21 protein-coding genes, 1 tRNA gene and 2 pseudogenes are annotated in these 24,257 nt (G+C 52.3%); 15 read left to right on the top strand and 9 right to left on the bottom strand.

Features of this window, described 5'->3' with window-relative positions; translation table 11 throughout:
* The first annotated feature begins 63 nt into the window (after positions 1-63).
* The 11 genes and pseudogenes from ACP3TY_RS23960 to ACP3TY_RS24010 all read left to right on the top strand — a co-directional run bounded on the left by ACP3TY_RS23960 (position 64) and on the right by ACP3TY_RS24010 (position 13,311).
* Entirely contained in the window at positions 64-756 is a 693-nt protein-coding gene (locus ACP3TY_RS23960) for an ABC transporter permease (RefSeq protein ID WP_007909165.1), read from the top strand.
* Positions 757-1,446: an ABC transporter permease gene (locus tag ACP3TY_RS23965; protein WP_159815479.1), complete on the top strand. Its 690-nt coding sequence runs from the start codon at positions 757-759 to the stop codon at positions 1,444-1,446.
* Positions 1,427-2,662 (top strand): methyltransferase, encoded by a 1,236-nt coding sequence (locus ACP3TY_RS23970; RefSeq protein ID WP_426618639.1) that lies wholly within the window; start codon positions 1,427-1,429, stop codon positions 2,660-2,662. The genes ACP3TY_RS23965 and ACP3TY_RS23970 overlap by 20 nt, the downstream gene beginning before the upstream one ends.
* Positions 2,663-3,183: 521 nt before the next feature.
* Positions 3,184-3,259: transfer RNA gene (locus tag ACP3TY_RS23975), tRNA-Thr, on the top strand.
* 172 nt (positions 3,260-3,431) lie between these two features.
* Positions 3,432-4,743, top strand: a pseudogene (locus ACP3TY_RS23980) (tyrosine-type recombinase/integrase).
* Between the two features lie 911 nt (positions 4,744-5,654).
* On the top strand, positions 5,655-6,632 hold the full coding sequence (locus tag ACP3TY_RS23985; protein ID WP_426618640.1) for an integrase domain-containing protein: 978 nt from the start codon (positions 5,655-5,657) through the stop codon (positions 6,630-6,632).
* Positions 6,633-7,541: 909 nt separating this feature from the next.
* A complete protein-coding gene (locus ACP3TY_RS23990) occupies positions 7,542-8,441 on the top strand; it encodes an AAA family ATPase (RefSeq protein ID WP_426618641.1) in 900 nt (299 codons plus the stop codon).
* Between the two features lie 46 nt (positions 8,442-8,487).
* Positions 8,488-9,684, top strand: coding sequence for an ATP-dependent nuclease (locus tag ACP3TY_RS23995; protein WP_426620516.1), 1,197 nt, complete (start codon positions 8,488-8,490; stop codon positions 9,682-9,684).
* A gap of 1 nt (position 9,685) precedes the next feature.
* Positions 9,686-11,443, top strand: coding sequence for a UvrD-helicase domain-containing protein (locus ACP3TY_RS24000; RefSeq protein ID WP_426618642.1), 1,758 nt, complete (start codon positions 9,686-9,688; stop codon positions 11,441-11,443).
* Between the two features lie 684 nt (positions 11,444-12,127).
* A complete protein-coding gene (locus ACP3TY_RS24005) occupies positions 12,128-12,688 on the top strand; it encodes a DUF488 family protein (RefSeq protein ID WP_426618643.1) in 561 nt (186 codons plus the stop codon).
* A gap of 8 nt (positions 12,689-12,696) precedes the next feature.
* Positions 12,697-13,311: a hypothetical protein gene (locus tag ACP3TY_RS24010; protein WP_426618644.1), complete on the top strand. Its 615-nt coding sequence runs from the start codon at positions 12,697-12,699 to the stop codon at positions 13,309-13,311.
* 321 nt (positions 13,312-13,632) lie between these two features.
* Here ACP3TY_RS24010 and ACP3TY_RS24015 read toward each other — a convergent pair whose 3' ends face one another.
* Positions 13,633-13,863 (bottom strand): hypothetical protein, encoded by a 231-nt coding sequence (locus tag ACP3TY_RS24015; RefSeq protein WP_426618645.1) that lies wholly within the window; start codon positions 13,861-13,863, stop codon positions 13,633-13,635.
* Between the two features lie 21 nt (positions 13,864-13,884).
* Here ACP3TY_RS24015 and ACP3TY_RS24020 point away from each other — a divergent pair.
* Positions 13,885-14,088, top strand: a pseudogene (locus ACP3TY_RS24020) (DUF3077 domain-containing protein); the annotation flags it as partial.
* Positions 14,089-14,132: 44 nt separating this feature from the next.
* Here ACP3TY_RS24020 and ACP3TY_RS24025 read toward each other — a convergent pair.
* From ACP3TY_RS24025 to ACP3TY_RS24035, 3 genes are all read right to left on the bottom strand, one after another.
* Positions 14,133-14,813 (bottom strand): RES family NAD+ phosphorylase, encoded by a 681-nt coding sequence (locus tag ACP3TY_RS24025; RefSeq protein WP_426618646.1) that lies wholly within the window; start codon positions 14,811-14,813, stop codon positions 14,133-14,135.
* A complete protein-coding gene (locus tag ACP3TY_RS24030; protein ID WP_426618647.1) occupies positions 14,810-15,217 on the bottom strand; it encodes an MbcA/ParS/Xre antitoxin family protein in 408 nt (135 codons plus the stop codon). Before ACP3TY_RS24030 ends, ACP3TY_RS24025 begins: the two co-directional genes overlap by 4 nt.
* A gap of 255 nt (positions 15,218-15,472) precedes the next feature.
* The gene (locus ACP3TY_RS24035) at positions 15,473-16,036 is read right to left on the bottom strand and encodes a PBECR2 nuclease fold domain-containing protein (protein WP_426618648.1); all 564 of its coding nucleotides are present in this window, start codon (positions 16,034-16,036) and stop codon (positions 15,473-15,475) included.
* A 448-nt stretch (positions 16,037-16,484) separates the two neighbouring features.
* Here ACP3TY_RS24035 and ACP3TY_RS24040 point away from each other — a divergent pair, with 448 nt between their 5' ends.
* Positions 16,485-17,411 (top strand): LysR family transcriptional regulator, encoded by a 927-nt coding sequence (locus ACP3TY_RS24040; RefSeq protein WP_053116561.1) that lies wholly within the window; start codon positions 16,485-16,487, stop codon positions 17,409-17,411.
* Here the strand turns inward: ACP3TY_RS24040 and ACP3TY_RS24045 are convergent.
* The 5 genes from ACP3TY_RS24045 to ACP3TY_RS24065 all read right to left on the bottom strand — a co-directional run bounded on the left by ACP3TY_RS24045 (position 17,328) and on the right by ACP3TY_RS24065 (position 21,059).
* The gene (locus ACP3TY_RS24045) at positions 17,328-17,645 is read right to left on the bottom strand and encodes an AzlD domain-containing protein (protein ID WP_053116560.1); all 318 of its coding nucleotides are present in this window, start codon (positions 17,643-17,645) and stop codon (positions 17,328-17,330) included. The genes ACP3TY_RS24040 and ACP3TY_RS24045 overlap by 84 nt on opposite strands.
* On the bottom strand, positions 17,624-18,340 hold the full coding sequence (locus ACP3TY_RS24050) for an AzlC family ABC transporter permease (RefSeq protein WP_053116559.1): 717 nt from the start codon (positions 18,338-18,340) through the stop codon (positions 17,624-17,626). Before ACP3TY_RS24050 ends, ACP3TY_RS24045 begins: the two co-directional genes overlap by 22 nt.
* A complete protein-coding gene (locus tag ACP3TY_RS24055; protein WP_008080517.1) occupies positions 18,337-18,714 on the bottom strand; it encodes a GNAT family N-acetyltransferase in 378 nt (125 codons plus the stop codon). Before ACP3TY_RS24055 ends, ACP3TY_RS24050 begins: the two co-directional genes overlap by 4 nt.
* 79 nt (positions 18,715-18,793) lie before the next feature.
* On the bottom strand, positions 18,794-19,540 hold the full coding sequence (locus ACP3TY_RS24060; protein WP_008080516.1) for a 2OG-Fe dioxygenase family protein: 747 nt from the start codon (positions 19,538-19,540) through the stop codon (positions 18,794-18,796).
* Between the two features lie 232 nt (positions 19,541-19,772).
* Positions 19,773-21,059, bottom strand: a complete 1,287-nt coding sequence (locus tag ACP3TY_RS24065; protein ID WP_053116556.1) for an OprD family porin — start codon at positions 21,057-21,059, stop codon at positions 19,773-19,775.
* Positions 21,060-21,567: 508 nt separating this feature from the next.
* On the opposite strand from ACP3TY_RS24065, the gene ACP3TY_RS24070 reads away from it, so the two are divergent.
* Positions 21,568-23,664, top strand: coding sequence for a TonB-dependent receptor (locus ACP3TY_RS24070; RefSeq protein WP_426618649.1), 2,097 nt, complete (start codon positions 21,568-21,570; stop codon positions 23,662-23,664).
* A gap of 193 nt (positions 23,665-23,857) precedes the next feature.
* Entirely contained in the window at positions 23,858-24,190 is a 333-nt protein-coding gene (locus ACP3TY_RS24075; protein ID WP_426618650.1) for a hypothetical protein, read from the top strand.
* The last annotated feature ends 67 nt before the right edge of the window (positions 24,191-24,257 follow it).

Here is a 24,257-nt window from a genome sequence, read left to right on the forward strand (position 1 = left end):
CTGGCGCCGTGATGCAACGGCGCCGGCTCCCGACTTTGCCTGCCGCAATTTGAACAGAAACCCATGATTATCGACCTCTACGGATTCGGCCCGGCCCTCGCTGCCGGCGCGCTGATGACCGTCCAACTGGCCCTCACCGCCCTGTGCCTGGGACTGGTGCTCGGTCTGCTCGGCGCCTTGGCCAAGACTTCCCCGTACAAGCCGCTGCAATGGCTTGGCGGCACTTATTCGACCCTCGTGCGCGGCGTCCCGGAATTGCTCTGGGTGCTGTTGATCTACTTCGGTACGGTCAACCTGATGCGCGCCCTCGGTGAGTTCTTCGGCAACCCCGACCTGCAACTCAACGCCTTCGCCGCTGGCGTGATCGCCCTCGGCCTGTGCTTCGGCGCTTACGCCACGGAAGTGTTCCGTGGTGCAATCCTCGCCATTCCCAAAGGCCACCGTGAGGCCGGCCAGGCCCTGGGCCTGTCGAAATGGCGGATCTTCACCCGTCTGATCATGCCGCAGATGTGGCGCATCGCCCTGCCCGGTCTGGGCAATCTGTTCATGATCCTGATGAAAGACACCGCGTTGGTCTCGGTGATCGGCCTGGAAGAAATCATGCGTCACGCGCAAATCGGCGTGACCGTGTCGAAACAACCGTTCACCTTTTATATGGTCGCCGCGATCATGTACTTGGGCCTGACCGTGCTGGCGATGACCGGCATGCACTTCCTGGAAAAACGCGCCGCTCGCGGCTTTGCGAGGAGCGCTTAAATGAACTGGGAAGTCATCATCAAGTGGCTGCCGAAACTGGCGCAGGGCGCGACCCTGACTCTGGAACTGGTGGCCATCGCTGTCATCGCCGGTTTGCTGCTGGCGATTCCGCTAGGCATCGCCCGCTCCTCCAAGCTCTGGTACGTGCGCTCGTTGCCTTACGCCTACATCTTCTTTTTCCGTGGCACGCCACTTTTGGTTCAGCTGTTTCTGGTTTATTACGGTTTGGCGCAGTTCGACGCGGTGCGTGCAAGTGCGTTGTGGCCGTACCTGCGCGATCCGTTCTGGTGTGCGACCGTGACCATGACCCTGCACACCGCGGCGTATATCGCCGAGATTCTGCGCGGGGCGATTCAGGCGATTCCGCCGGGCGAGATCGAAGCGGCGCGAGCGTTGGGCATGTCCAAGCCGAAAGCGATGTTCTACATCATCCTTCCGCGTGCGGCGCGTATCGGCCTGCCGGCCTACAGCAACGAAGTGATCCTGATGCTCAAGGCCAGCGCGCTGGCCAGCACCGTGACCCTGCTGGAACTGACCGGCATGGCGCGCACGATCATCGCGCGCACCTATCTGCCGGTGGAGATCTTCTTCGCGGCGGGCGTGTTCTATCTGCTGATGGCTTACGTGCTCGTGCGCGGCTTCAAGCTGCTGGAGCGCTGGCTGCGCGTCGATGCCTGCCAAGGGCGTTGATTCTTCCTACGTGCTGACGGGCGAGGACTTACTCGCCCGCTTCACCGCGCTGGATGCTTTTTTGATTGAGCATCAGGCGCTGTGGAAACCTCGACCGTTCACTCACCTTTCGCTTGCTTGGGAAGCGTCCTACCCGGAATTGTCCTCGTGGCTACGCGGGCGGTCGCTGGAAGACGCGGAAAACGCTCATAACCACCCTGCTGATCTTGCTGATGCGCCGGAGCCGTTTGCTTCATTGGCGGCGTTGTCGGCTGAGTTGAGCGTGGTTGGCGAGTTGCCGGGACATGCGCTGGAGGCTGCGGGGCATCGCTTGAATGTCGATGTACCGGGGCGCAAGTGGCAGCAGATCGAGGCGTTTACCAGCCGTTTGGCTTTTGCCTCGCAGCCGATGCATTGGCTGGACTGGTGCTCTGGCAAGGGGCATTTGGGGCGACGCTTGTTGGGCGCGGGGCAGCAACTGACTTGCGTTGAATACGATCCTTTATTGGTCGCCAGCGGTCAGGCGTTAAGTCAGCGTCATCACTTGCACGCTTTGCATGTGGAACAGGATGTACTGGCGGCGAACGCCTCTGCGGTATTGAGCGCGAATCACACGCCCGTCGCCCTTCACGCCTGCGGTGACCTGCATGTGCGATTGATGCAACTGGCCAGTGCCGCAGGTTGCCAGCAAATGGCGATCGTGCCCTGCTGCTACAACCGCACCAGTCGTAGCGAATATCAGGCCTTGTCCTGCGCAGGATCGGCATCGCTCCTACAACTCTCGCTGGAAGATCTCGCTCTGCCGATGAGTGAAACCGTCACCGCTGGTGCACGCGTCCGACGTCAGCGCGACACCTCGATGGCCCGTCGCCTCGCTTTCGACCTGCTGCAACGGCAAAAGCGTGGCGTCGACGAATACTTGCCAACGCCCTCCCTGCCCAGCGCTTGGCTGGACAAACCGTTCGCCGATTACTGCCGCGATCTGGCCGATCTCAAAGAGTTATCCACAGTCGGCATACCAGATTGGGCGGCACTGGAAGCGGCTGGATGGCAACGATTGGCCGAAGTGCGCAATCTGGAATTGCTGCGCGGATTATTCCGACGACCACTGGAGCTTTGGCTGAACCTCGATCGGGCACTTTTCCTCACCGAACAGGGATACGCCGTACGCCTCGGCACTTTCTGCGAATCAGCGCTGACTCCGCGCAATTTCCTGTTGTTGGCCGAACGCGAATAAACCACCGCCAGCCTGTGGATAACTCTGTTGATGGATTTTACTCGGATCCAATATTCACGCCTGTTTCGGTGCTGAAACAGCTCTGGTCATTTTTTGTTCACATAAAGAAAAAACCAATAAAACAGGGATTTGCGAACAAAATGAGAACGCGTCCACAAAAACCGGCCTAAGCACGTCTTCACGGTGCTCAGTTGTGCATAAGCCGCCAATCAAAACGACATAACCGCCGAAAAAAAGCAAAGCTCAGCGGCCTTATCACCCATGCCCAAGACTGAAAATGGGCTCCTCGATAATTAGCGTCTGAACCTGGCGAACGCGACGCCCGACACCACCTCGCGACCGCCCTGCATCGCGCCGAACACGCAGAAGCGCAGCCATTCGCCCGGCCAAACAGTCGCATCGGGCGGACGGTGCAAGCGCTGCGAAATGTACTGCGCAGGGCCTGATTTTCAGAGATGCAAAAATAGTCTGAATTCAGGGGTTTACAGAAATTATCCAGTCGCTATAATCGTCGCCCACACGCCGGTATAGCTCAGTTGGTAGAGCAACTGACTTGTAATCAGTAGGTCCCGGGTTCGACTCCTGGTGCCGGCACCATACAAGGTTCCAGAGAAGGCTTTCAAAATCTCTGGAACCCCCGAAAAACCCGCCTTCTGGCGGGTTTTTTCGTTTTGGCGTTCCATCGGTTTCCGTCAGAAACTGGTGGATTCCAACCGTTTTAAGGGTAGAGTTTGGGATACAGGTCACTTCGATAAAAGGGAGTACCCTTATGTCGCGCACCACAGCTCCGCTCTCCGACGCAGCTTGCCGCTTGGCAAAACCTACAGACCGCGCCTACAAGCTTTTCGACGGCGATGGACTCTATCTTCTAGTCCAACCCAATGGCCGCAAAGGCTGGCGGCTCCGTTACGTCAAACCTGACGGACGGGAAGGACTGACCTCGTTCTGCAACTACCCCGTCATTGGCCTCGCCGACGCCCGTCGCAAGCGCTTGGAGGTCAAGCGAATGCTGGCGGATGGCATTGATCCCATAGAGACCAAGCACCAAGCCAAGGCGGAAGCTGTGATCAAAGGCAGAACCTTTGAAAGCGTTGCGCTGGACTGGCACACGGAAATGTCGGCCAAGTGGGCACTAGGCCACTCCAAGACTGTGATGAGTCGCCTCAAAACCCACGTGTTCCCGCTGATCGGCCCCCGCGCCATTGTCGACCTCGACACCCATGACCTCATGCAGCCCTTGGAAGCGATCAAGAAGCGCGGAACGAGAGACGTTGCTTTAAGGGTACAAAACTACCTGCAGAGCATCATGCGCGAGGCAAAACGCCTCCGGCTTATCACCGCAAACCCTGCTTACGACCTCGAAGGCTTGATCAAAGCCCCGCGGGTGGTACATCGCCCCGCTCTACCCTTATCGCGACTGCCGGAACTACAGGAGCGGATCGATACCTATAAAGGCCGGGCACTTACCCGCCTGACGGTAATGCTGTCGCTGCATGTGTTTGTACGCTCCAGCGAGCTGCGTTTCGCACGCTGGAGCGAGTTCGACCTCAAGCGCGGCACCTGGGAGATACCGGACACTCGACCCGCGTTGGAAGGCGTACCCTTTTCCACAAGGGGTACGAAGATGGCAGGGGATATCCATTTAGTACCCTTATCGCCGCAAGCAGTGGCGCTACTCGAAAAAATCCATGCACTCACAGGCAAATTCGCATTGGTCTTCGCAGGGGATGCCAAACCCTGGAAGCCCATGTCCGAAAATACCGTGAACAACGCGCTTCGGACGATGGGATACGACACCAAAACCGATATCTGCGGGCATGGGTTTCGTTCGATGGCCTGCAGCGCACTGATCGAGTCAGGATTGTGGTCGGAGACAGCCATTGAACGGCAGATGAGCCACAAGGAGCGCAACAACGTCCGCGCCGCTTACATCCACAAGGCCGAGTTCATCGAGGAGCGCAAACTGGTGGAGCCGGTACCTGGAGGCCAACCGGCAGGAGCATGTCACTCCCCACGAGTTTGCTAATCAGACCGGCACCAACGTCACTCGCCTAAAAGCAAAACGTGGCGCAACCGAGTAAGTGCTCGGTCTTCATATCTCAGTGATCCGCTTATCCACGCGGGTCCATCCAAACGGGGCTGCAAAGCCGCCCTGTTTGGATGGACCTCACTTAAAAAATCTAAAGCCCACACAACTGTCTGTGGAAAGCCACAGATTTCCACCGGTGGATAATTTCATCCACAGCCGCAGAACTCCCAAAAATTCGAGCCTTGACCCGAATTATCCACAGGCGTAGAAAAGATCGGGCAAAGCGCTGTCGTTGACAGCAACCCCAGGTAGCCAGAACCTTTAAGGCTACGCCACACCGTGGTGGTTCTCCCAAAGTGCGATTAGCGTCCGGCGGCTCGCACGCTCACAGCGATGTGATGGATGCCTACTTTTACCAGTGTGCCCACTGCGGCAACTTCCCCCTTTCATAGCTGCCTTGCAGCAACCTGTCCGCTTGGCCATTTCCTTGCGCCAACCTACGCCCGTCTCTTTCTCCCGGAAAGAGACGGGCGCTTCTACCGCTGCTGCAGCCCAACTCGTACAAGGCTTTGCGGCATTCCCCCTCGTGACAATCGGCGTGACAAACACCGAAGTCACCAGCAACAGCGATGCAGATGATGGTGCCGCAGCCTACGGAATGGACTGCACCTGACTGACAGTCAGGTATGCCCCGGTCATCGCATAGCTGCCTTCACCCGACTCAGGATCTCGCGGCGCCGGTCTCGTCAGCCAGTGCAGCCTCCACCCGCCCACTTTCTTGGAAGTGTTCAGGAGGCCAGATCATGAGATGCCCAAGCTCCCGGTCGTAAAGAGCCGTAAGTCCCGCGTTAGTGGACAACCCTCACAGGTCGCAGGGGCCTTGATCCCTGATAACACTCAGCACTCTTGGCGGGATGACGTGAGGAAGGTTTGAAACGTTTTGGCTTCGAGAGGAGTTTGATCATGGCATTGGTAGGCAGACGGGATGGGCGAAATTTTGGCTATGACCGCCAATTGAGTTATGCCGGGGCCCAGGCGTTGCGGGACATGTTTGGCGGCGGGCATTACGGCACGGTCAAAGCGCACAGTGATCGATGGCAGGCATTTGTACGTTGGTGCCGCTCGAAGGATGGGCCGGGGTTTAACGATGCGCGGCAGATTGATCGGAAGACCTTGTTGGACTATGCCGGACATCTGCGCCAACAAGTTGAACAAGGTGAGCTCGCCATCGCCACTGCGCAAAACCGATTGTCCAGCGTCAACCGTACCTTGGCAGCGCTTCGCAGTGATCAGTATGTGAAAGTACCGAGTCCGAGCAACGCGTTAGGAATGCAGCGCACTACCATCCGCTCAACAACTCCGCAAGGTCAGAACCGTGACCAAGTAATGTTGATCATCAAGGCGCTCCGCCACCAGCAACCTCGTGCAGCAGCGATCGCACAGTTGGCCCGAACCACCGGCATGCGCTTGCGCGAGACCATACTGGCCGACCTGCCCCGTCTCAAACGTGAAGCCGAACAATATGGCAAGATCAACATCCAGGACGGCACCAAAGGTGGCCGCTGCGGCGCAACAGCACCTCGCTGGATCATGGTGGATGATCATATTCGCGACGCACTCAGGTACGCCGAACAGGTATCTCCCGATGGTAGCCGCAACCTGCTAGCACCGAACGAGAGCTACCTAGATTTTCAATCGAGTGTCGTACGCCCTTCCAGAGACATCCTACGTACGTACAACCTCAAAGGTTTCCACCAACTGCGCGCGGCCTATGCGTGCGAACGCTATGAACAGATTACCCACCACCTAGCCCCCATCAACGGTGGCAGATGCAAACGGCTCGATCCACGCCTTGATCGAGAAGCACGATTACAAATCAGCTATGAGTTGGGACACGGTCGAATAGACGTGGTATCGGCCTACATAGGTGGACGGACATGAGCAAACCATTCGACATTGAGACGTTCTTGGCCGGGGCGCTAACTGGGGCACCTGCCACACGAGAACGTCACATACGGCAGGCTATAGCTATACAGACAGCTATTTCTAGGCGCTGGCACCGAGACAACCCGTGGACTTGGCAACGAAAACATCTCGCTTGGTTTTTGAGCCACCAGCTTGCGGCCCGGTCGGAATCGACGCGCTACTATTACCGGCTAACCATAGGGTTGATATCTCTGCGCACAGGCAAGTCTTGGAGGTTTTTGCGCTAGCTGAAAGCAGACAGCTATCATCAAAAAGGCAGAATGGTAAAGATTCTAGCCGATGATCGCGCTCCTCCCCATCTAGGGACGTCGACCGCGATAGCCCCGAACCGGTCAGCCGTAACAACCAGAAATCGCCCAAAAGCAGTAACTCAATAGATTCGCTAACCAAAACTGAGTCATTGGCAATTCGCGACCGTTCTAACTCCTGCTCCTGACTATTTCAGATGCTCGGCTCCCGTAGAAATGAATGCATTAAGTCCGTTGTATAGCTTAGGATCAAGAAAAGGGAGGGCTGTCCTGGATGAATATTGGTGGATTGCATGCGACACAAACGCATTGGTACCAAGAGTCTCCACCTCTTGCGATTTTCAAGCATCGCCATCAGATCAAATCCGAAGGTAGAAAGAGCTTCCCGAAGAAAAGAACCAACAGACTGACTATTACTGAGTTTCCAAGGGTCGCCTTGCTGACCGTACCACTCCAGCCGGTTGTCGGTTGCGTGCTATGACTTCATCTATCTTCCTTCAGAAAATTGCTCGCAAGCTCGCAGAACCAAGGCAGTTGCACCAAATAATCAAGCAGCCCTCTAGCACCCAACATGATTTAAAACCTATATACGCTTAAGAAATCAATAGGAATAAAAATGTATATCAAGGAAATGACGTTAAGAAACTTCAGAAATTTCAAATCTGAAAAACTTAAGTTTTCAAAAGAATCTGTTAACACACTTATCGGCGAAAATGCCTCAGGCAAAACTAACGTATTCTATGCAATGAGATTGGTTCTAGATGAAAGTCTACCTCTCAACGCACGTCAGCTGATGAACTCAGATTTCTTTAGAGGTTTAGGCTCAACCAAAGGGCATTGGATTGTTATCTCCTTGAAATTCGCAGATCTAGGAAGGTCTGATGAAGATTTAGTGCTTGCAAATAGCGCACTACTTCCAGGTGCGGTTAGCCGAGAAGGTAATTATACTTTCGTATTCAGACCCAGAAAGTTTGTCAGAGCAAAACTTTACGAAATCTCAAAAACAATTACAGATATAAGCCTTAGAAAAATCACTACCGACCATTATCTTAGCAACATAAATATTGATAGAGACTCTTATGAAGCAGTTGCATTCACAAGAACAAGTGTAGATTTTTCACTGGATCATGTTTACGAACGCCTTGTCGGAAACTTTGAAGAATTAAATTTCCCGAACCCTGATGATGAAGACGCGGCAGAAATAGGAAACATTAAGCCTCCATATTTTTCGTTAGTCAAAGAGATATCTTGCACATATGTAAAAGCACTTCGAAATGTAGTTGCTGACATGAAATACACAAACAGCAACCCTCTTATAAAACTGCTTGCAAAAAGCGCCACCAACATCCCGGACTCGGATAAAATTGTTCAACAGGTTAAAAATTTAAACTCATCAATATCTGATCTTAATGAAATCAGAAACCTGAGCGAGCAGAAAAACACTGCTCAAAGCAGTCGGCCACACGTACTCACCATCTTTAGACATTTCATCATACCTTCCCGAGGAGTTCGATGAACTAATCAAGTCTCTCGGGCTACTGGTTGAAGATGGCACTGGATACATTGGATCAGGAAAGCTCGAGGACTTAAGCCTTGGAGGAGCCAATCTAATATACTTAGCATTGAAGCTGTATGAATACGAAGCTCAGCTTGACTCTGAAGATAAAATAGCTCATTTCCTTTTAATTGAAGAGCCTGAAGCACACATACATACTCACATTAAAAAAACTCTATTCTCTAATGTTAGCAACATCAATACTCAAGTATTTATATCAACTCACTCATCACAGATAAGCTCTGCGGCAAAAATCTCGGCAATCAATGTATTATCTAGAAAAAAGCTCCACTCAGAAGTTTACCAACCATCTAATGGTCTAAACACTCAAGATCTATCAAGGATCGAGAGATATCTAGATTCAGTTAGAAGCACCTTACTTTTTTCCAAAGGCGTGATTTTGGTAGAAGGTGAAGCAGAGCAAATCCTCATACCCGCATTAATTAAGACGGTGATAGGTATTTCGCTTGACGAACTAGGGATAAGTTTAGTCAGCATGGGAGGAACCGTTTTCAAACATATCTCTGGACTCTTCCATCCTGAGAGATTGAGGATCCACTGCTCCATTCTCACTGACAGAGATGAAGCCTACTTAAGTGCACCGACCAGCTACGCCAACCAAAAACATATTGAACACCTTATTGCAGCCGACCGTGATGGACTGCAGAGAAAAAATGATCTAGATGCGCAAATTTCTGGAAACGCTTATGTGTCAGCTTATTATGCAGAAAATACGTTTGAAGCAGAACTTATAAACACAAACAAATTAAATACTAATAACCAAGAGCTATTTTGTAACGTTCTACCACTTATCTACACCAAGAAATCGTTCATGGACACATACGCGACTCACTTCAGATCTACAGATGCGTCTATTAGAACATTTTACGTTTTAAAACTAGCGAATAAAGTTGGGAAAGGTTGGTTCTCTCTCCTCATTAGCGAAAAGTTACACTCGTGCACCAATATCCCCGAATATGTACTTCATGCGCTGTCCAACGCCTTAAAAGGGCACGTAACTGAAGATATATGGAGGAAGATGATTCATCATAGACTTCCACTGTACGAAAACGGGGGATGGGTGGCGAAATATAATGCTTTCTGCATAGGCCGCGGAATTGATACACCTGAAGGAAGTTCGGCTCTATTTGCCGAATTTTTCGTAACCGACCCTGTTTCTCTTCTCATCAAAGAGGCTGTTTGATATGCCAATGACCGGGTTAACTGAGCAACAGCGTAACGCTGTAATTCACGATGGCAACTTACTATTGACGGCGTGCCCAGGTAGCGGAAAAACAAAAACATTAGTGGCAAAATTAGCTCAAAGGTTGAGCCTGGGAAATCTTGGCAAAAAACGTTTAATCGCAATCACATACACGAACGTGGCTGCAGACACTATACTTGAGCGTCTCGATAACTTTGGCATACCATTAAGCAATCTCTGGGTAGGAACAATTCATTCTTTTTGCTTGGAATGGATAATCAAACCACATAAAGGTTTACTTTCTATAATATCTACTGGCTATCGCGTTGTGGACGAATACGAAAGCCAGGAAATCCTTGACAATATAAAAGCAAACTCTGCTGTTGGCACTTTTGATAAAATACCATTAAAACTTAACTATGATTGGTCTATTAATGAGACTGGACATACCGTGCATGCCATTGACGTTGCACGACAGTACCACTCACATCTTCAAAGAGAGAAACTAATTGATTTTGATTTGATTCTAAATATAGCCTTAAGTATATTACTGCAAAACCCTGAAATTGGCCTCAGACTTTCTTGCTTATTCGAGTCATGCTTAATTGACGAATACCAAGATACCAACCAGTTTCAATACAACATCCTAAGAGAAATAATAAAACACGGAAAGAGTAAAATATGCCTTGTGGGAGACGTTGATCAGGCAATATATACAGGGCTAGGAGCAGTGGTAAAAAATCAGCAAGAAATCTGTAAAGAATTTAATTTAAGTTCAATTGACTGCATGACCCTAACGGGGTGTTACCGATCCAAACAACAAATCATTGACTTTTATAGCAAGTTCCAAGAATCGCCCTATAAAATCGATTCAAAGCAAAATATTAATTTTTTTGGCGAAAATCTTAGTATCAATCAAAGCATTTCCAAGGAAGATCTTGCTCAACATATCTCCACAATCATCAACACGTATCTAAACCACGGAATTCCTCCTGAAGAAATTGCAGTACTCTCTCCTAGTTGGTACGAAGTAACAAACTTAGGGCGTTCTCTGTCAACTTTATTACCAGGCGTTCGGCTAGACTCCCCTGGACTGTCTCCAATACCCTATTCCCAAGAAAATGTTTGGTTCAAACTAATACGTTTGAGCAACACAGAAGTGAGCAGCAAAAATTATTATAGAAGATATCGACTCGCAAGCGAAATCATCCAGAATTTGATTGATCTTGATCTAAAAATAGACATTACGACTTTAACTGCCAAAGCCTTGCTTAAGCTCTCCAACTCTATTATCACACCTGATTCAGACATAATAACTTATATTAATAATATTATTAACTCTTACTGCTTACATCTAAAAATAGCATACTCAGACTCGCCATCCGCTACATCACAGTACGATGCCTTGCTTAAGGCCGTCACTAGAAGGCTTGGGAAAGACGGCGTAGAGGACTGTTCCACCTGCCTATCTAAATACTTTAATGAAGGCAGCGGCATAAAAATCACAACGTGCCATTCAACGAAGGGAGAAGAATACCAAGTTGTAATATGTACCGGACTGCTAGAAGGAAAAATCCCTCACTGGGATGATATATATAGAAAAATAAATAACCAAGCGCCTTACATGGCTAGAAGGCTCCTTTATGTAATATGCTCTAGGGCGAAGAGCTCCTTATTCTTAATTTCCGAAAAAGGCGTATACACGAAAGGTAGAATTGAGTACAGCCAAACAAAACAGCTAGCTCAAGCACTCATATAGTTCTTAATCAACCAATTATAGAAAAATAACAAACTTGATTATTTTTGGTTAACACAGCGAAATCCAAACAACTCAAATCAGCATCTATCCAAAATACAAATGCGAGAATCCAGAGCCCCCTGAGCACTTAGAATCTTGGCACCCTGTTGCACAAGAGTTATAGGTGCAGTTCGTGCAGTATCTACCTGCATGAGCTGCGCAGAGTACAAGAGGCTTGGTTGACTGTCAGGCAGAGCGCGCCCCGTCAGTCAACTTTAGGCCTGCCTCACTGATGGCACAGTAGCCCAGCTCTGCGCGTGCCGGAAAGCGCTTGAGCTGTACGGAGTTTAAGAGTCCCGATCAGTTTGTGTCCGTCATCTCCGAAATCACTTAACTTATTGAAAATAATTGATATTTTTAGATCTGGTTGATAGATAGGCTAACTGTTGAGCTAAGCCGCCCTAAGATAGGACGCGGTAGCAACGGTCGGCTTGGTCAATGGGATCAAAGAAGGATTGAAAAGAAGTATCACTTTGATATCATTAGCCACTATGGAACGGCCTCTAGGGTCAATATGCGCATCGACGGATGCGATAGGATAGGAGAAATGGTGAATCGCGCCCCAACGGCGGACTACCTTGAAGGCTTCTGTTACGCTTAGGACAGATCACGATTCAAGCGCAGACTTTCTTGGAAAACTCTCTTATGAAAGACACTATAAGTTACATCTACAGCATCGGTCATGGCAGCCGAAAAATTGAAGACTTCATACATCTTCTTAAAACCTATGAAGTCAAATATGTGGTCGATGTTCGTTCCAAACCCAGATCAAGATTTCACCCCCAGTACAATCAAAAAGCATTACAAGAATTTCTAAAAGAAAGTGACATTGGCTATTTGTTCCTGGGCAATCAACTGGGCGGACTACCAAACGATACTGCATGCTATGACGAAGAGGGCCATGTCGTATACAAAAAAGTAGAAGCTATGGATTTCTATAAAGAAGGGTTAGCTAGATTGGTTTCAGCAAACGAGAAAAATATAAAAATAGCTTGCATGTGCAGCGAAATCGACCCATGCGACTGTCATAGGAGCAAGCTTATAGGTGTCTCACTTGAGAGCCAAGAAATCCATATGCTTCACATCAATAGAAGCGGCGCTATTGAAACGCAGAGCAATGTAATCAAAAACGTTATAAATGCGTCAAGTGGCAAAGATCTTTTTTCGGATGATACTTCCTTGAAATCAAGGAATTCTTATAGATAGGGAAAATCATGGCCGTACAGGGTAATGTTGTCATTTTGAGTAAGACGCTTATGGCAGAAGGTATCTGCGTTGGCGCGTGGGATGTCGTTAATGAGAGGATGCTACGCCTTCTAGACGAAAAGGCCCAAAGACTATCTCACGACGCCCCCTATGAGATAGGTCAATGCTATACGATAAAATATGCTCCGCATTACAGAATTATTCCTCCGCACACCGAAGATGCTGCTGTCTACGAGTACAACTACTTGGACACCCTAGATGAAGATGACTTCAATGATCTGATCTCATCGCTTTGTGACGAGGCTATAGAATTAGAAGATCTCTTTGACGGAAAAATTATTTGGGATGGCAGCGGCCATATGGAACCCGACGACACGACGAATTACAGTGTTCAAATCGCCACATTGAATTGCAGCTTAACCAAGAATGGTAACTATTTTGAATATTCTCGCTTTGGCACTGTAGGCAAAAGAATAAGATATGTAGGCGCTCGCCCTTTAGCCGAACTTCCCAATAGGCTTTCAGCCGGTACTCGTATTAGGTTTTCCCTAGCGCGCTTTTGGGACAAAGACAAAGACGGAAAATTGCGAGCATATTTACAGTTATCAGGAATATATGAATAGAAATTTGGCAACGCATTGAAACACTCCCAACGTCCATCCTGCAACACGCGCGACATTGGACGAATTGAATCTAGCTTTATCAGTCAGATCACAGCTAGTGTAGTGCGGGGTATTTTTAGGGGTAGCAGCGCAAGGCAAGCAGAAAAATCCAAGAATATTTGATAGTTAACATGCTATTCGACTCCTGGTGCCGCACCATACAAAACAAAGCCCCTGCAGAAATGCAGGGGCTTTGTTGTTTCTGGGGTGTTTATATTATTGGCAGCGTTTCTACTTCAGCTCAAATTTCCGTCTTTATGCCAAATTATGAACTGGCAATAATTATGGCGTACCCATAAAAAGATGTAATCGGATGAGCAGCATTTCTCGTTGCCCTGAACTGGCGGGTTCAATGGAAATCAGGCTTTCCGATCCAATATCGCTTGATGCCTCGACGCTTTGTTCCTCCGCCACAGAGAATGGCATCAACGTAACGCGCGCGGCCTCACCGGCCTTCATCTGACGTACAGACTCCAGTAAGTCCTGCTGGAATTGCTCCAGTTCATCGACCATCGCTGATCTCCTCGTTTTGCCAATCGCGGTGTACCGGTAATCGCCGCCCTTTCCCACGCCTCACACTTGCTGCACATTTCACGACTGCTCACTGCGGACTCCTCAGTCGGGCGCGATCCTGATCTTCACGCCTATGCCTCGGAATATTTGCAGGAACTGAGCAAGGCGCTGATCGATGATGTTGTGAAAGTAATGGATGCGCTGCCGGACAAGCCGTTGATGTAAATCAGCCACGTGAAGTCCTCGCTGATGCGAGGGCTTTTTGCGTTTCAGACCTGACTGATCTCAAACACAAACGAAATCTTCTGCTGAGTCGCACTCCACACATAGCGCAAATGCTTACCCTGCTTCGGAATCGATACCGCTGGCGGCCGAAACGCGGCGACGCATTCATGGCCCGGCGATCGAACGCTGTTATAGAGCAGTCCCCACGACTCGGTTTCGCGCAGTTGCCGGGCGAAAACCTGAGACGGCCCATAAGCCTCAGGATCCGGATTGTGCAGTTCGGGATGATCGTGACGAATGTCGTGTAACGGTTTAACCACCCGATTGACGTAAGTGCGCATGGTCAACTCAAGATCCGCTTCCTGGGTCGCCGCCAGAAATCGCTCCTGGTGATAACAGGTCTCGGCGATGGCAGCCGCCTGACTGCTTGCGGCGTAGTAAACGCCGAAGGTGCCGTCGCAGAAACGGCTACGTTTACCGATATGAGTAAACGCAGCCATCACCGGAGTCGAGCCGGGGCCGGAGAGTCGATCTTCGGGACGCACTCGGGCGAGAACCCCGGCCTGCTCTATCAATCGATCATTGGTCAGCGCCTCAATCGCGTAGGCAATTTCCAGGTCTTCGGGATCGAGCACATCTTCAAACAGCGCAATCGGCGGGAAGCTGCTGTTAACGATCCGATAGGCTCGCGGCCAGGCCACATCCACTAACTCTGGCACCTTCAACCGCGCACCCCATCGAGGTAGCGGCGCACATCGGCGATGTCGACCACGCGCCCGGCCAGCATGTAATCCAGCGCCGTTTGCCCATTGAACGGTGCTGCCGTGTTCGGACTGCAGACCCACGTGTAGGCGCGTTCGCGGCTGTTGCTGAAGATGATACTCAGCGCCTTGTGAATGCCCATCAGGTAGGAGATACGCTCAAGGGTGTCGTTCGGCAGGCGTATGTTCGGCAGGTGTTTGTATTTGTAGAACGTGGTGTTACCGACACCGCCCAGCAATGTGCGTTGCTGCTCGGCGCTGCAGCCCCAGCGCTCCATGAGGTTGAAGAAGAACTTCAGCGCAACGCGGCCGGCTTCGGGGGCGTCGAGTTGTTCGCTTGGAGTGAGGGCTGGAGGTGAAGTAGGCATCAGATCGTTACCAACTCGTTATGTGATACATCAAGATTAGTACACATATGAACCAAACAAATAAAGCGCTTCATATGCGGACTCCTATTGCCTATTTTTCGTTTGACTTGCCAATACGCCTGACAGAGAATCGGCCCCAAGAGCGCGAAACCGACTGCCTTCAGGTGGCAATAGTCGGCGTTAGGAACCCCGTTGATGACCTGAATATCAGCGCTCGGGTGAGACCTCTTCTCCCCTGCTTGAGGGAGCACAATATCAAGCACCTACTTCAGAAAAAGCAGCCTCTTCAGGCTGCTTTTTTTGTTTGGCGGTTTGGAAACGCTGATACACCAGTATTCCATGGCGATGCTTATTCAACGCTTTCTTGTCGCAGTTCATGAAATTCCAGAGAGCGTGTCCATAGTCAGCGTGGATCACCACAAGCATCTGATATTTCGTGTTGTACGCACCGATGAACGCCAGTCGTATCGAACCGTCATCGTAGGAAATTTGCCAGATTTCCAAGGGATTCTGAATGGTATCCAATGCAAACTCGGTGAAGCGCTCTCGCGCATTGGGCCTTTTTTCCACGATATGTAGTAGGTATTCGCGTCTGACAGTGACCGCGACGTAAGGCGTTTGTATCACGGAGTAACTCTTGCCTTCCGACAACCCAAACCCCAACGCAACCTGCTCCCAAGCCAATTCCAAACTTGTCGCACCAGGAATTTCTCGAGCATTCGAATTCAATAACCTCACTTCGATATCGCGTATGTCCGGTAAGCCCAGGGCTATCCAATTGGTTTGATTGGGAGTAGCGCGCTTTCCTGGCAAATTCATTGGTACCCACCCAGTCGCGCCTTGGCTAGGCGGAAATATCCTTAACTGCAATGGATTCGGCCTTAACAAAATCCTCAAAGTAACAGTCCATATTTCGCTGGTTTTTGGCGGTGGGGTAAATCAGCCACATCCTCATTTGCAATCGGACGCTTCTGGTATCGGGAAGGATTGCTGCCGAGCGAAGGTGGGAAAAATCGCCACAGCTCTTAGATTCCAAACGAAAAAAAGTGCCCGGATCTTTCGATCCGGGCACTTTTTTTGACCCCCATCACCCCCCTCCCCCCAAAAACCCCGATCCTGTGTCAGCCTCCAGCCATCGGCGGGGACATCAATTCGCTACTAAACCCGCGACAACTATGCTCAGGTACAGGAATATACCCAGCATATGGCCGCCGAACCGGCAGTCTCGTAAACAACAATACCCAGCCCACTTTAGAGGGCATTACCCATGGATAGCAGAACCTTACGCAACCTGATGCGCATCGTGCAGACCGGCTCTTTGTCGGCCGCAGCCGAGCATTCGTGCCTGACTGTGCAGGCGTTGGCCGCGCAGTTGAACAAGGTCGAAGAGCAGTTCGGTTTCCGCTTGTTTCGTCGTTCCAACAAAGGGCTGACGCTAACGCCGCAAGGCACTGAGCTGACGCCGTATATGGACAAAGTGCTGATTGCCACGCGACAGATGGAAGAAAAGGTCGAGGCGCTGAAGGTGCCGGGCCAGCGGACGTTGAAGGTTGCGTTGAACAACACGTTGTCGACTGACTTCAACCGGCGAATGATCGGGCGCCTGATTGAGGTGTTTCCCGATTATCAGATGGAATTCAGCTACGCGGAGTCGATGGAAAATCTCAGCAAGCTGAAGAACGAAGACTTTGACCTCGCGGTGCTGATCGGCCCGCAGCGTCCGGGTTTGCCGAGTATTGTCTTGCCCGAAGTGCAGGTGCAGGTAGTCGGCGCGCATTGCGGGCAGGAGAACGATCCGCTGACGTTGCTGGGCAACAAGTTTCAGGTACGTCCTGCAGAAGATTGTCCGTATTCCCACAGCTTTTTGCGTTTTCTCGACGCCGGGCTGGGCAATCACGAGAACGGTCAGCGCATGGTCTATTCGTGCAGCGAAACGCTGACGTTGTCGTTGATCACGCAGATGGACGCGGTCGGCATGGTCTCGCGTGAGGCTGCGCAGAAAAACGGCCTGACGATTTTCCCGGGGTTCGAGGACTTCCTCGAAGTGCGCCTTGCGGTGAACAACTCGGAGTTGTCGCGCCAGGCGCTCAGCGATGTTGTCGATCTGCCGTTACATGAACGAGCCGAGCGCAATGTACGCAGCCGTCCCAACCGCCACACTGAGAAAGAGGTTTTTGCTGAAATACGCACATAGCAACGTCGGAATCGCGGCATAGAATTCCGGGCGGTCGAGCTGTATGTGCTGATCCTTGATCAACAAGGGAGTCAGGCTGATCGCAGCGACGATCGCCACCGGCAGGTATTCCAGCGCCCGCGCGACAAATGGCGGCCAGTGCTCGGTATTGATTTGCAGTGGCAAGGCGCGTGGCAGAAAGGTCACGGCCATCATCAGCACCACTACCAGAATCAGGAACGTTTGGTCAGGCATACACCCACTCCGCAGCCCACAAACGTGGCGATAAACACATTAAACGGCGAGCTGCCGACCAGGCTCAGGGCGCCCATGCAGATCACCGCTGCCGCGGCGGCGATCAGTTTGTTGCGCGTGTTGCACAGCGACACCAGCACGTAGAGCATCATCGCCGTCAGTGCGTAGTCGAGCTGATATTTGATCAGGTGCGCCGCGTACTGTGCGCAAACTGCGCCGAGCAATCCTCCGAGCACCCACGAGGTGTGGCAGAACAGGTTGAAACCGATCAGATAGCGCACGTTGACCGGCGCGCCGGTGCCGAGTTTCACACTGTGGAAGGCAAAGGATTCATCGGTCAGGCCGCCGGCGTAAGCCCAACGCTCCATGCGGCTCAAACCGAGCGCGCGCAGGGCTTTGGCCATATAGACCGACATCAACATGTGCCGCGCGTTGATCAGGAACGTGGTCAGCACAATGGTGGTCAGCGACGCGCCGCTGGAGATCAGCGCCAGCGCAGCGAATTGCGATGCGCCGGCATACACGAACAAGCACATCGCCACCGGCAGCCACATCGGCAACCCGGCGTTGACGGCCATCAGCCCGAACACGAATGACACCGTGAAGTAGCCGGCGACCACCGGGCTGGCTTCGGCAAACGTGCGCGACGGCTGATGGGTGACCATCAGCGGCGCACTGCCGGACCTTTCATTCATAGATCCCTCTCAAAAGTCCGTTCGCCGTGGGGCTCGCAAAAACCTTGGGCAGTCCAAAAACGCTTGCCCGCGAGGTTAGCATCGTCGACGAACAGAAACATCCGCAACACGCCGACACGCTTCATGTCGGACGACGCCGCTTCAACCAGACGTTGACCGACGCCCTGGCTGCGATAGCGCGGGCTGACGGCCAGATGATTGATGGTGCCGCGACTGCCGAGCATGCCACCGAGCACCGCGCCGACGATTTCGCCGGCGACGTCGAAGGCGAGATAGGCCGTCGTGGTTTTCTGGATCAACACGCCGCGCAGGCACTTGGCGTCCTGCCATTCGCAGAAGGACACTTCGTCGAACTGGCGGAAGAAGCGCTCCATGCGCTGCGCATCCTTGGCCGTGGCGCGTCGCAGCACCACTGGCGTCGAGCACTCGACGCCATCGATTGGGGTGATCTGATTAGCGAACAATGTCGAAAGCGGTCCCGGGCCGCGAGAAGGAAATCGCCAGAATCTGCCGATACGCCATGGCATGGGTGTGGCTGTTGCGCGCCGGGGTCACGTAGTGGCGCATGTCGCGGTCGAGGAAGTAAGTGGTGTCGAGAATTTCCTCGTAAGTGGTCGACGCCAGTTGATGCTCGTGGATGTCGTACAGACGACTCTCCGCACCCTCGACATTGTTGCGCCCCCAGAAATGCACACCGCTGAACGGGTAACCGTCGCAGTGAATGCCTTCAGGGGTGATTTCCAATTGTTTGCCGGGTTTGATCTCGATGCGGATCTGATGGATCTGGCACTGCCAGATTTCATCGTGCAGCTCTTCCGGCAACACGCTTTTGTACACTTCGAAATCGGTGTCGATCAGGCTGCGCATTACCGGCGAAGAAATCACTTCATCGGAGAAGTCCTGGAAGTGTCGTACCAGGCCGCCAACGTAGGCGTTGTTCTCTTTCGATTGCACGTACGCGCGATGCTCGAGTTGCGTCAGCTCGCGGGTTTTCGGGTTGTATTCGAAGTCGCTGTAACGACGGTAACGCATGCCGGCTTCGGCCTGACCGTAGTAGCTGTCAGGCTCCATGTTTTCCCAACTTTTGGTCAGTCTGACGAAGTCGGCAAAATGACCGTAGAGATTGAAGTCACCACCCTGGACGTTGACATATTTGTCGCGCCGTAGCGATTCGCCCACTTCTCTGTTCAAAACGATCATTACCCAATTCTCCACTGCGTTGAGCGGCCTAATCTATTAGGTGGAGAATTTGCGTCCATGAGAAAGAATTTCAGGCATTTAAAGCCCTGTTTGAAACGAAGTTTGCAGCGACTTAAAAACTACTTTTACATGACAAAAACATGGTTTTTTTCTGGTTTTCATCAAAAATCCGTCGAAAAAAAACCCCGAACGAATCGGGGTTTTTCTCAAGTTTCTTACATTCGATCGATCATCAGAAGATGTTGATCGGGTAATCCACGAACACACGCAGCTCGTTGCCGCTGACGTTGTACTCGCTGGACTTCTGCGACACGCGCAGGATCGAGCTGCGCAGTTTCACGCTCAGGTCTTTGGCCGGGCCACTTTGCACGACGTACTTGAACTGGTTGAAGATCTCGCGCTCGGTGCCGCCTTCGCTGGTGGACGTAGTGATGTTGTCGCCACGTACGTAAGCAACGTTGTAGCTCAGACCCGGCACGCCGAAAGCGCTGAAGTCGAGGCCGTAGCCCAACTGCCAGCTGCGTTCGTCTTCAGCGTTGAAGTCAGACCAGTAGGAGTTGGCCAGGTAGATGGTGTTGCCACCGTCGCCGACACGACCCTGATCTTTCTGATAGCCGCCGTAGGCGTAGCCAAGGTTGCTGTCGCCAGTGGAACGCTGGTGCGCCACGGTGAACGAGTGCGGGCCGGTGACGAAAGTCGCGGCCAGACTCCAGATCTTGTTGTCGTCGCCGGTTGCACCGCTTTCGCGGACGTAGGAATTGTCCAGCTTGGTGCGGTAGCCGTTGAAATCGAGGGTCAGCGATTGATCCTTGTCGATCGGGAACACGTAGTTGGCGTTCACGTATTGCTTCTTCAGCACGTCTTCGACGTCGGAAGCGTACAGCGCCGCTTTGAACTGTTCGGTGAACTGGTAGCTACCGCCCAATACGTTGATCGACTTCAGACCACCGCTGTCACGGCCTTCCGCGCTCTTGCGCGATTCGGCGGTGAAACGACCGGCGTTCAGCTCCAGGCCTTTGATCTCTTTGGAAGTGATCAAAGTACCGGTGTAGCTTTCCGGCAGCAGACGCGAGTTGTCGTAGTTCAGCACCGGCAGGGCCGGCATCTGGTCACCGTACGTCAGGGTGGTGCTGGACAGACGGAATTTGACCGCTGCGCCGCCCTTGGACAGGTCGTCGGCCGGAGCACCGCTGGCGCCCTTCTTGAAGAAGTCGATACCGCCGGCGCCGCTGCGATCTTCGCTGCGTTCCAGGTTCAGTGCATACAGACCGAAAGCGTCGACACCGACACCGATGGTGCCTTGGGTGAAGCCGGACGAGAACGTACCGATGGCCGCTTGGCCCCACTCGGATTTGTCGTCGTTGCCGTCTTTGTAGTCACGATTGATGTAAGCGTTGCGCAGCAGCACTTTGAGGCTGCTGTCTTCTTGAAAACCCTTGGACTCGGCCTGGTCGTTAGCCATGGCCTGTGTGGCGCTCAACATCCCCAGAGCGATCAGGCTGATTCGCTTGTTCAACATTTTATTTTCCTTATTACGGGTTGAAACGCGCTGTGTCGAACGGCTGAAACGGCGCTTTTGCACTCTTTTTTCATCCCGAAACAAAAAGACCCGCCCACGACCAAGTCGTGGCGGGCCTTCTTATTATTTTGAGTCATGGCGGTTGGCCACAGGCGTTGGGCCGAATCGTAGCCGCGCCCGGAACAATGTGTCAATTTCAAGAATCGTCTTTAAATAGGCGAAATTCGTCTAAGAAACGTAATTTTTGCGATAGCGGGTTGCAAGGATTCGGTGACAACCAGTGATTTTGACGTCGCGCAGAGGAAGATTTTTCAGCGATTTATCGTGCGCGTGATCGCTCTCACGAGCCAATCAATTTCGCTGACCGAGCGGGCTGTATTGGCTGAGACACAATCCGAAACAATCCAGCAGCGGAACTTCCCAGGAATAATTAACGAAAGTAAATAGCAAGCATTATCATCCGCGCCCTACACGCTACAGCCTAAAAATCCTACGGATGTTTTCTTCAATGCCTGCCCCTTTTCGCCTGACGTCCTACAGCTTTGGCCTGTCTGCCCTGCTGTCTGCCGGTTTTTCCTACGCGGCTCCTACAACCTTGCCTGAAACATCGATCAGCGCTGCCGAAGCCGAGGATGATGATCCGCGCGTCAAAGTCAGCAACACCGCGACCCGCACCTCGACGCCGGTGCGCTATGTGCCGCAGGCCATCGACTCGATCAAGACCGCCAATGTGGCGAACTACGGCACCAATGACATCGGCGATGCGTTGAGCGGCATTCCCAACGTCAGCAGCGGCGCTGACACGCGTTTCGACAGCCTGCGCATCCGGGGTTTCGATGCGAGCAACGACTTTTATCTGGACGGCATCCGCGACGACAGCCAGTACAAGCGCGACATGCACAACATCGAACGCGTCGAAGTGCTCAAGGGCCCGGCCGCTGTGTTGTATGGCCGTGGCAGCCAGGGCGGCATCGTCAACCGCGTGAGCAAAATGCCGGAATTCGGCCGCCGCTCGACGATTGAGGCCCAAGGCAGCAGCGAAGATTTGCGCAGCCTGTACGCCGACCTCAGCACCGATCCGAGCGAAAACATCAGCCTGCGCCTGAACATGGGCAACATGGATGAAAACAGCTTCCGTGATGGTGTCAGTGGCAATCGCCAGTTGTTCGCGCCGTCGATGAGCTGGCAACTGAGCCCGGATCTGAATTGGTTGGTGCAGTATGAATACAGCCGCTACAACCGCACGCCGGATCGCGGCATTCCGGGGGTTAATGGTCGTCCGGCCGATGTCGGGCGCGACACCACTTATGGCAACGATCACGATTTCATCGACGACAAAACCCAGTCGTTGCGCTCGAAGCTCACTTACGAAATCAACGAAAACTGGCAACTGCACCAGACCCTCGGCGTGTTCAAACTCGACAGTGATTTCGACAACACCTACCTCACCGGTTATGTCCCGGCGACCAACAAGGTCACGCGTCAGCACTGGCAGCAGGATCTGACCACCCGCAACATTTACAACAACATTGAGCTGGAAGGCGGTTTCGACACCTTTGGTCTGGAGCATCGTCTGCTGACCGGGATCGAGATCGGCAGTCAACGCCGCGACCCGAAGCTGTACAACGCGGCGACCACGGGCCCCGGCAGCTCGCCAGTGCCAGCGCTGGATCTGTACAACCCCAATCGCGATTTGCGCCACACCGGGCGCATGCAGGTATCCAGCGACACTCACACCGAAGTCGAAAGCCGCGCACTGTACGTGCAGGATCAATTGCGCCTGAACGATCAATGGCAAGTGCTCGCCGGTTTGCGTTACGACACCTTCGACATCGAGTCGACCAACCAGTTGAAAAACATCAGCGAAGACCGCGACAGCCACAGCACCAGCCCGCGCGTGGGCCTGGTCTGGACGCCGCTGCACAATCACTCGTTCTATGCCTCATGGACTAAAACTTTCTCACCAGTGGGCGGCGGTCTGATCGGTATCACCCCGGGTGCAGCGGGCAACTCCAATGACCTGAGCCCGGAGCTGACCAAGCAGAAAGAAATCGGCGTGAAGAGCGACTGGCTTGATGATCGCCTGAGCACCACGCTGGCGATCTACGACCTTGAGCTCTACAACCGCCGCACCGCAGATCCAAACGATCCGACCGTAACCGTGCTGACCGGCGTGCAACGTTCACGCGGGATTGAACTGACCGGCACCGGCAAAATCGCCGGTAACTGGTACGTGCGCGGAGGCGTCGGCGTGCAGGACGCGACGATCGAGAAGGACAACAACGGCCTGGAAGGCAAACGCATCAACAACGTCGCCAAGCACAACGGCAGCCTGTTCCTGACCTGGAAACCGGAGCTGGGCTGGTATGGCGAAACCGGGCTGACGCTGGTTGGCCAGCGCTATGCCGATAATCTCAATACAACCGTGCTGCCGGGTTATGGACGTTGGGATGCGCTGGTGGGTTATCGGATGAAGGATTGGGATCTGCGTGGGGCGTTGAACAATATTACTGATCGCGAGTATTACTCGTCGGCGACCAGTGCTGCGCAGATCCAGCCGGGGGCGCCGCGTAGTGTTGTGATGACGGGGACTTATTCTTTTTGATTACTCGCAGACCTGCGAGATCACTCCTACATCGCTGATATTTTTTAGAGCCGATCTGCTTTTAGAAATGTCTGAAATTTACCAAGAAAACCTATGACCGTTTATCGGGACTGTCAGATTTTACAGGTGTAGACGGCACCCGGTGGAGGTACAAGAGAAGCAACCTTTTCTAAAGATTTTCGAGAACACGGTCATGTCAGATACGGTGAAAAATGAAAATGAGTATGGCGGTTGGTTTTCGCCAAAGGCAGATGGGTTTTATACATTTCCTGTGACGATTAAAGGTTTTTGTAATATTAGAGATTGGGAGCATCTCGTTATTGATCTACGGAGGGGAGGACAGTCTTACGATAAAATCACAGTGAATTTTACTCTGGCGGATGAAAAGTATAGGGAGTTCAGTATTGAAACCTCCCGTGTACGACTAGGCCCTGCCTATTTGCAGGCCACTATCTTTTTCGGAGGAGCAATTGTTGATTGGCTACCAGATGTTGCAGATTTTTACGTCCTCACCCCTCCCGAATAAATGAGCTATAGACCGGCCGACTCACCTCTATATTTCCCGCGCCAAAAAAAGCGCCGCCATCCCGGCA

The sequence above is a fragment of the Pseudomonas rustica genome (assembly GCF_049959085.1).
GTDB lineage: Bacteria > Pseudomonadota > Gammaproteobacteria > Pseudomonadales > Pseudomonadaceae > Aquipseudomonas > Aquipseudomonas rustica.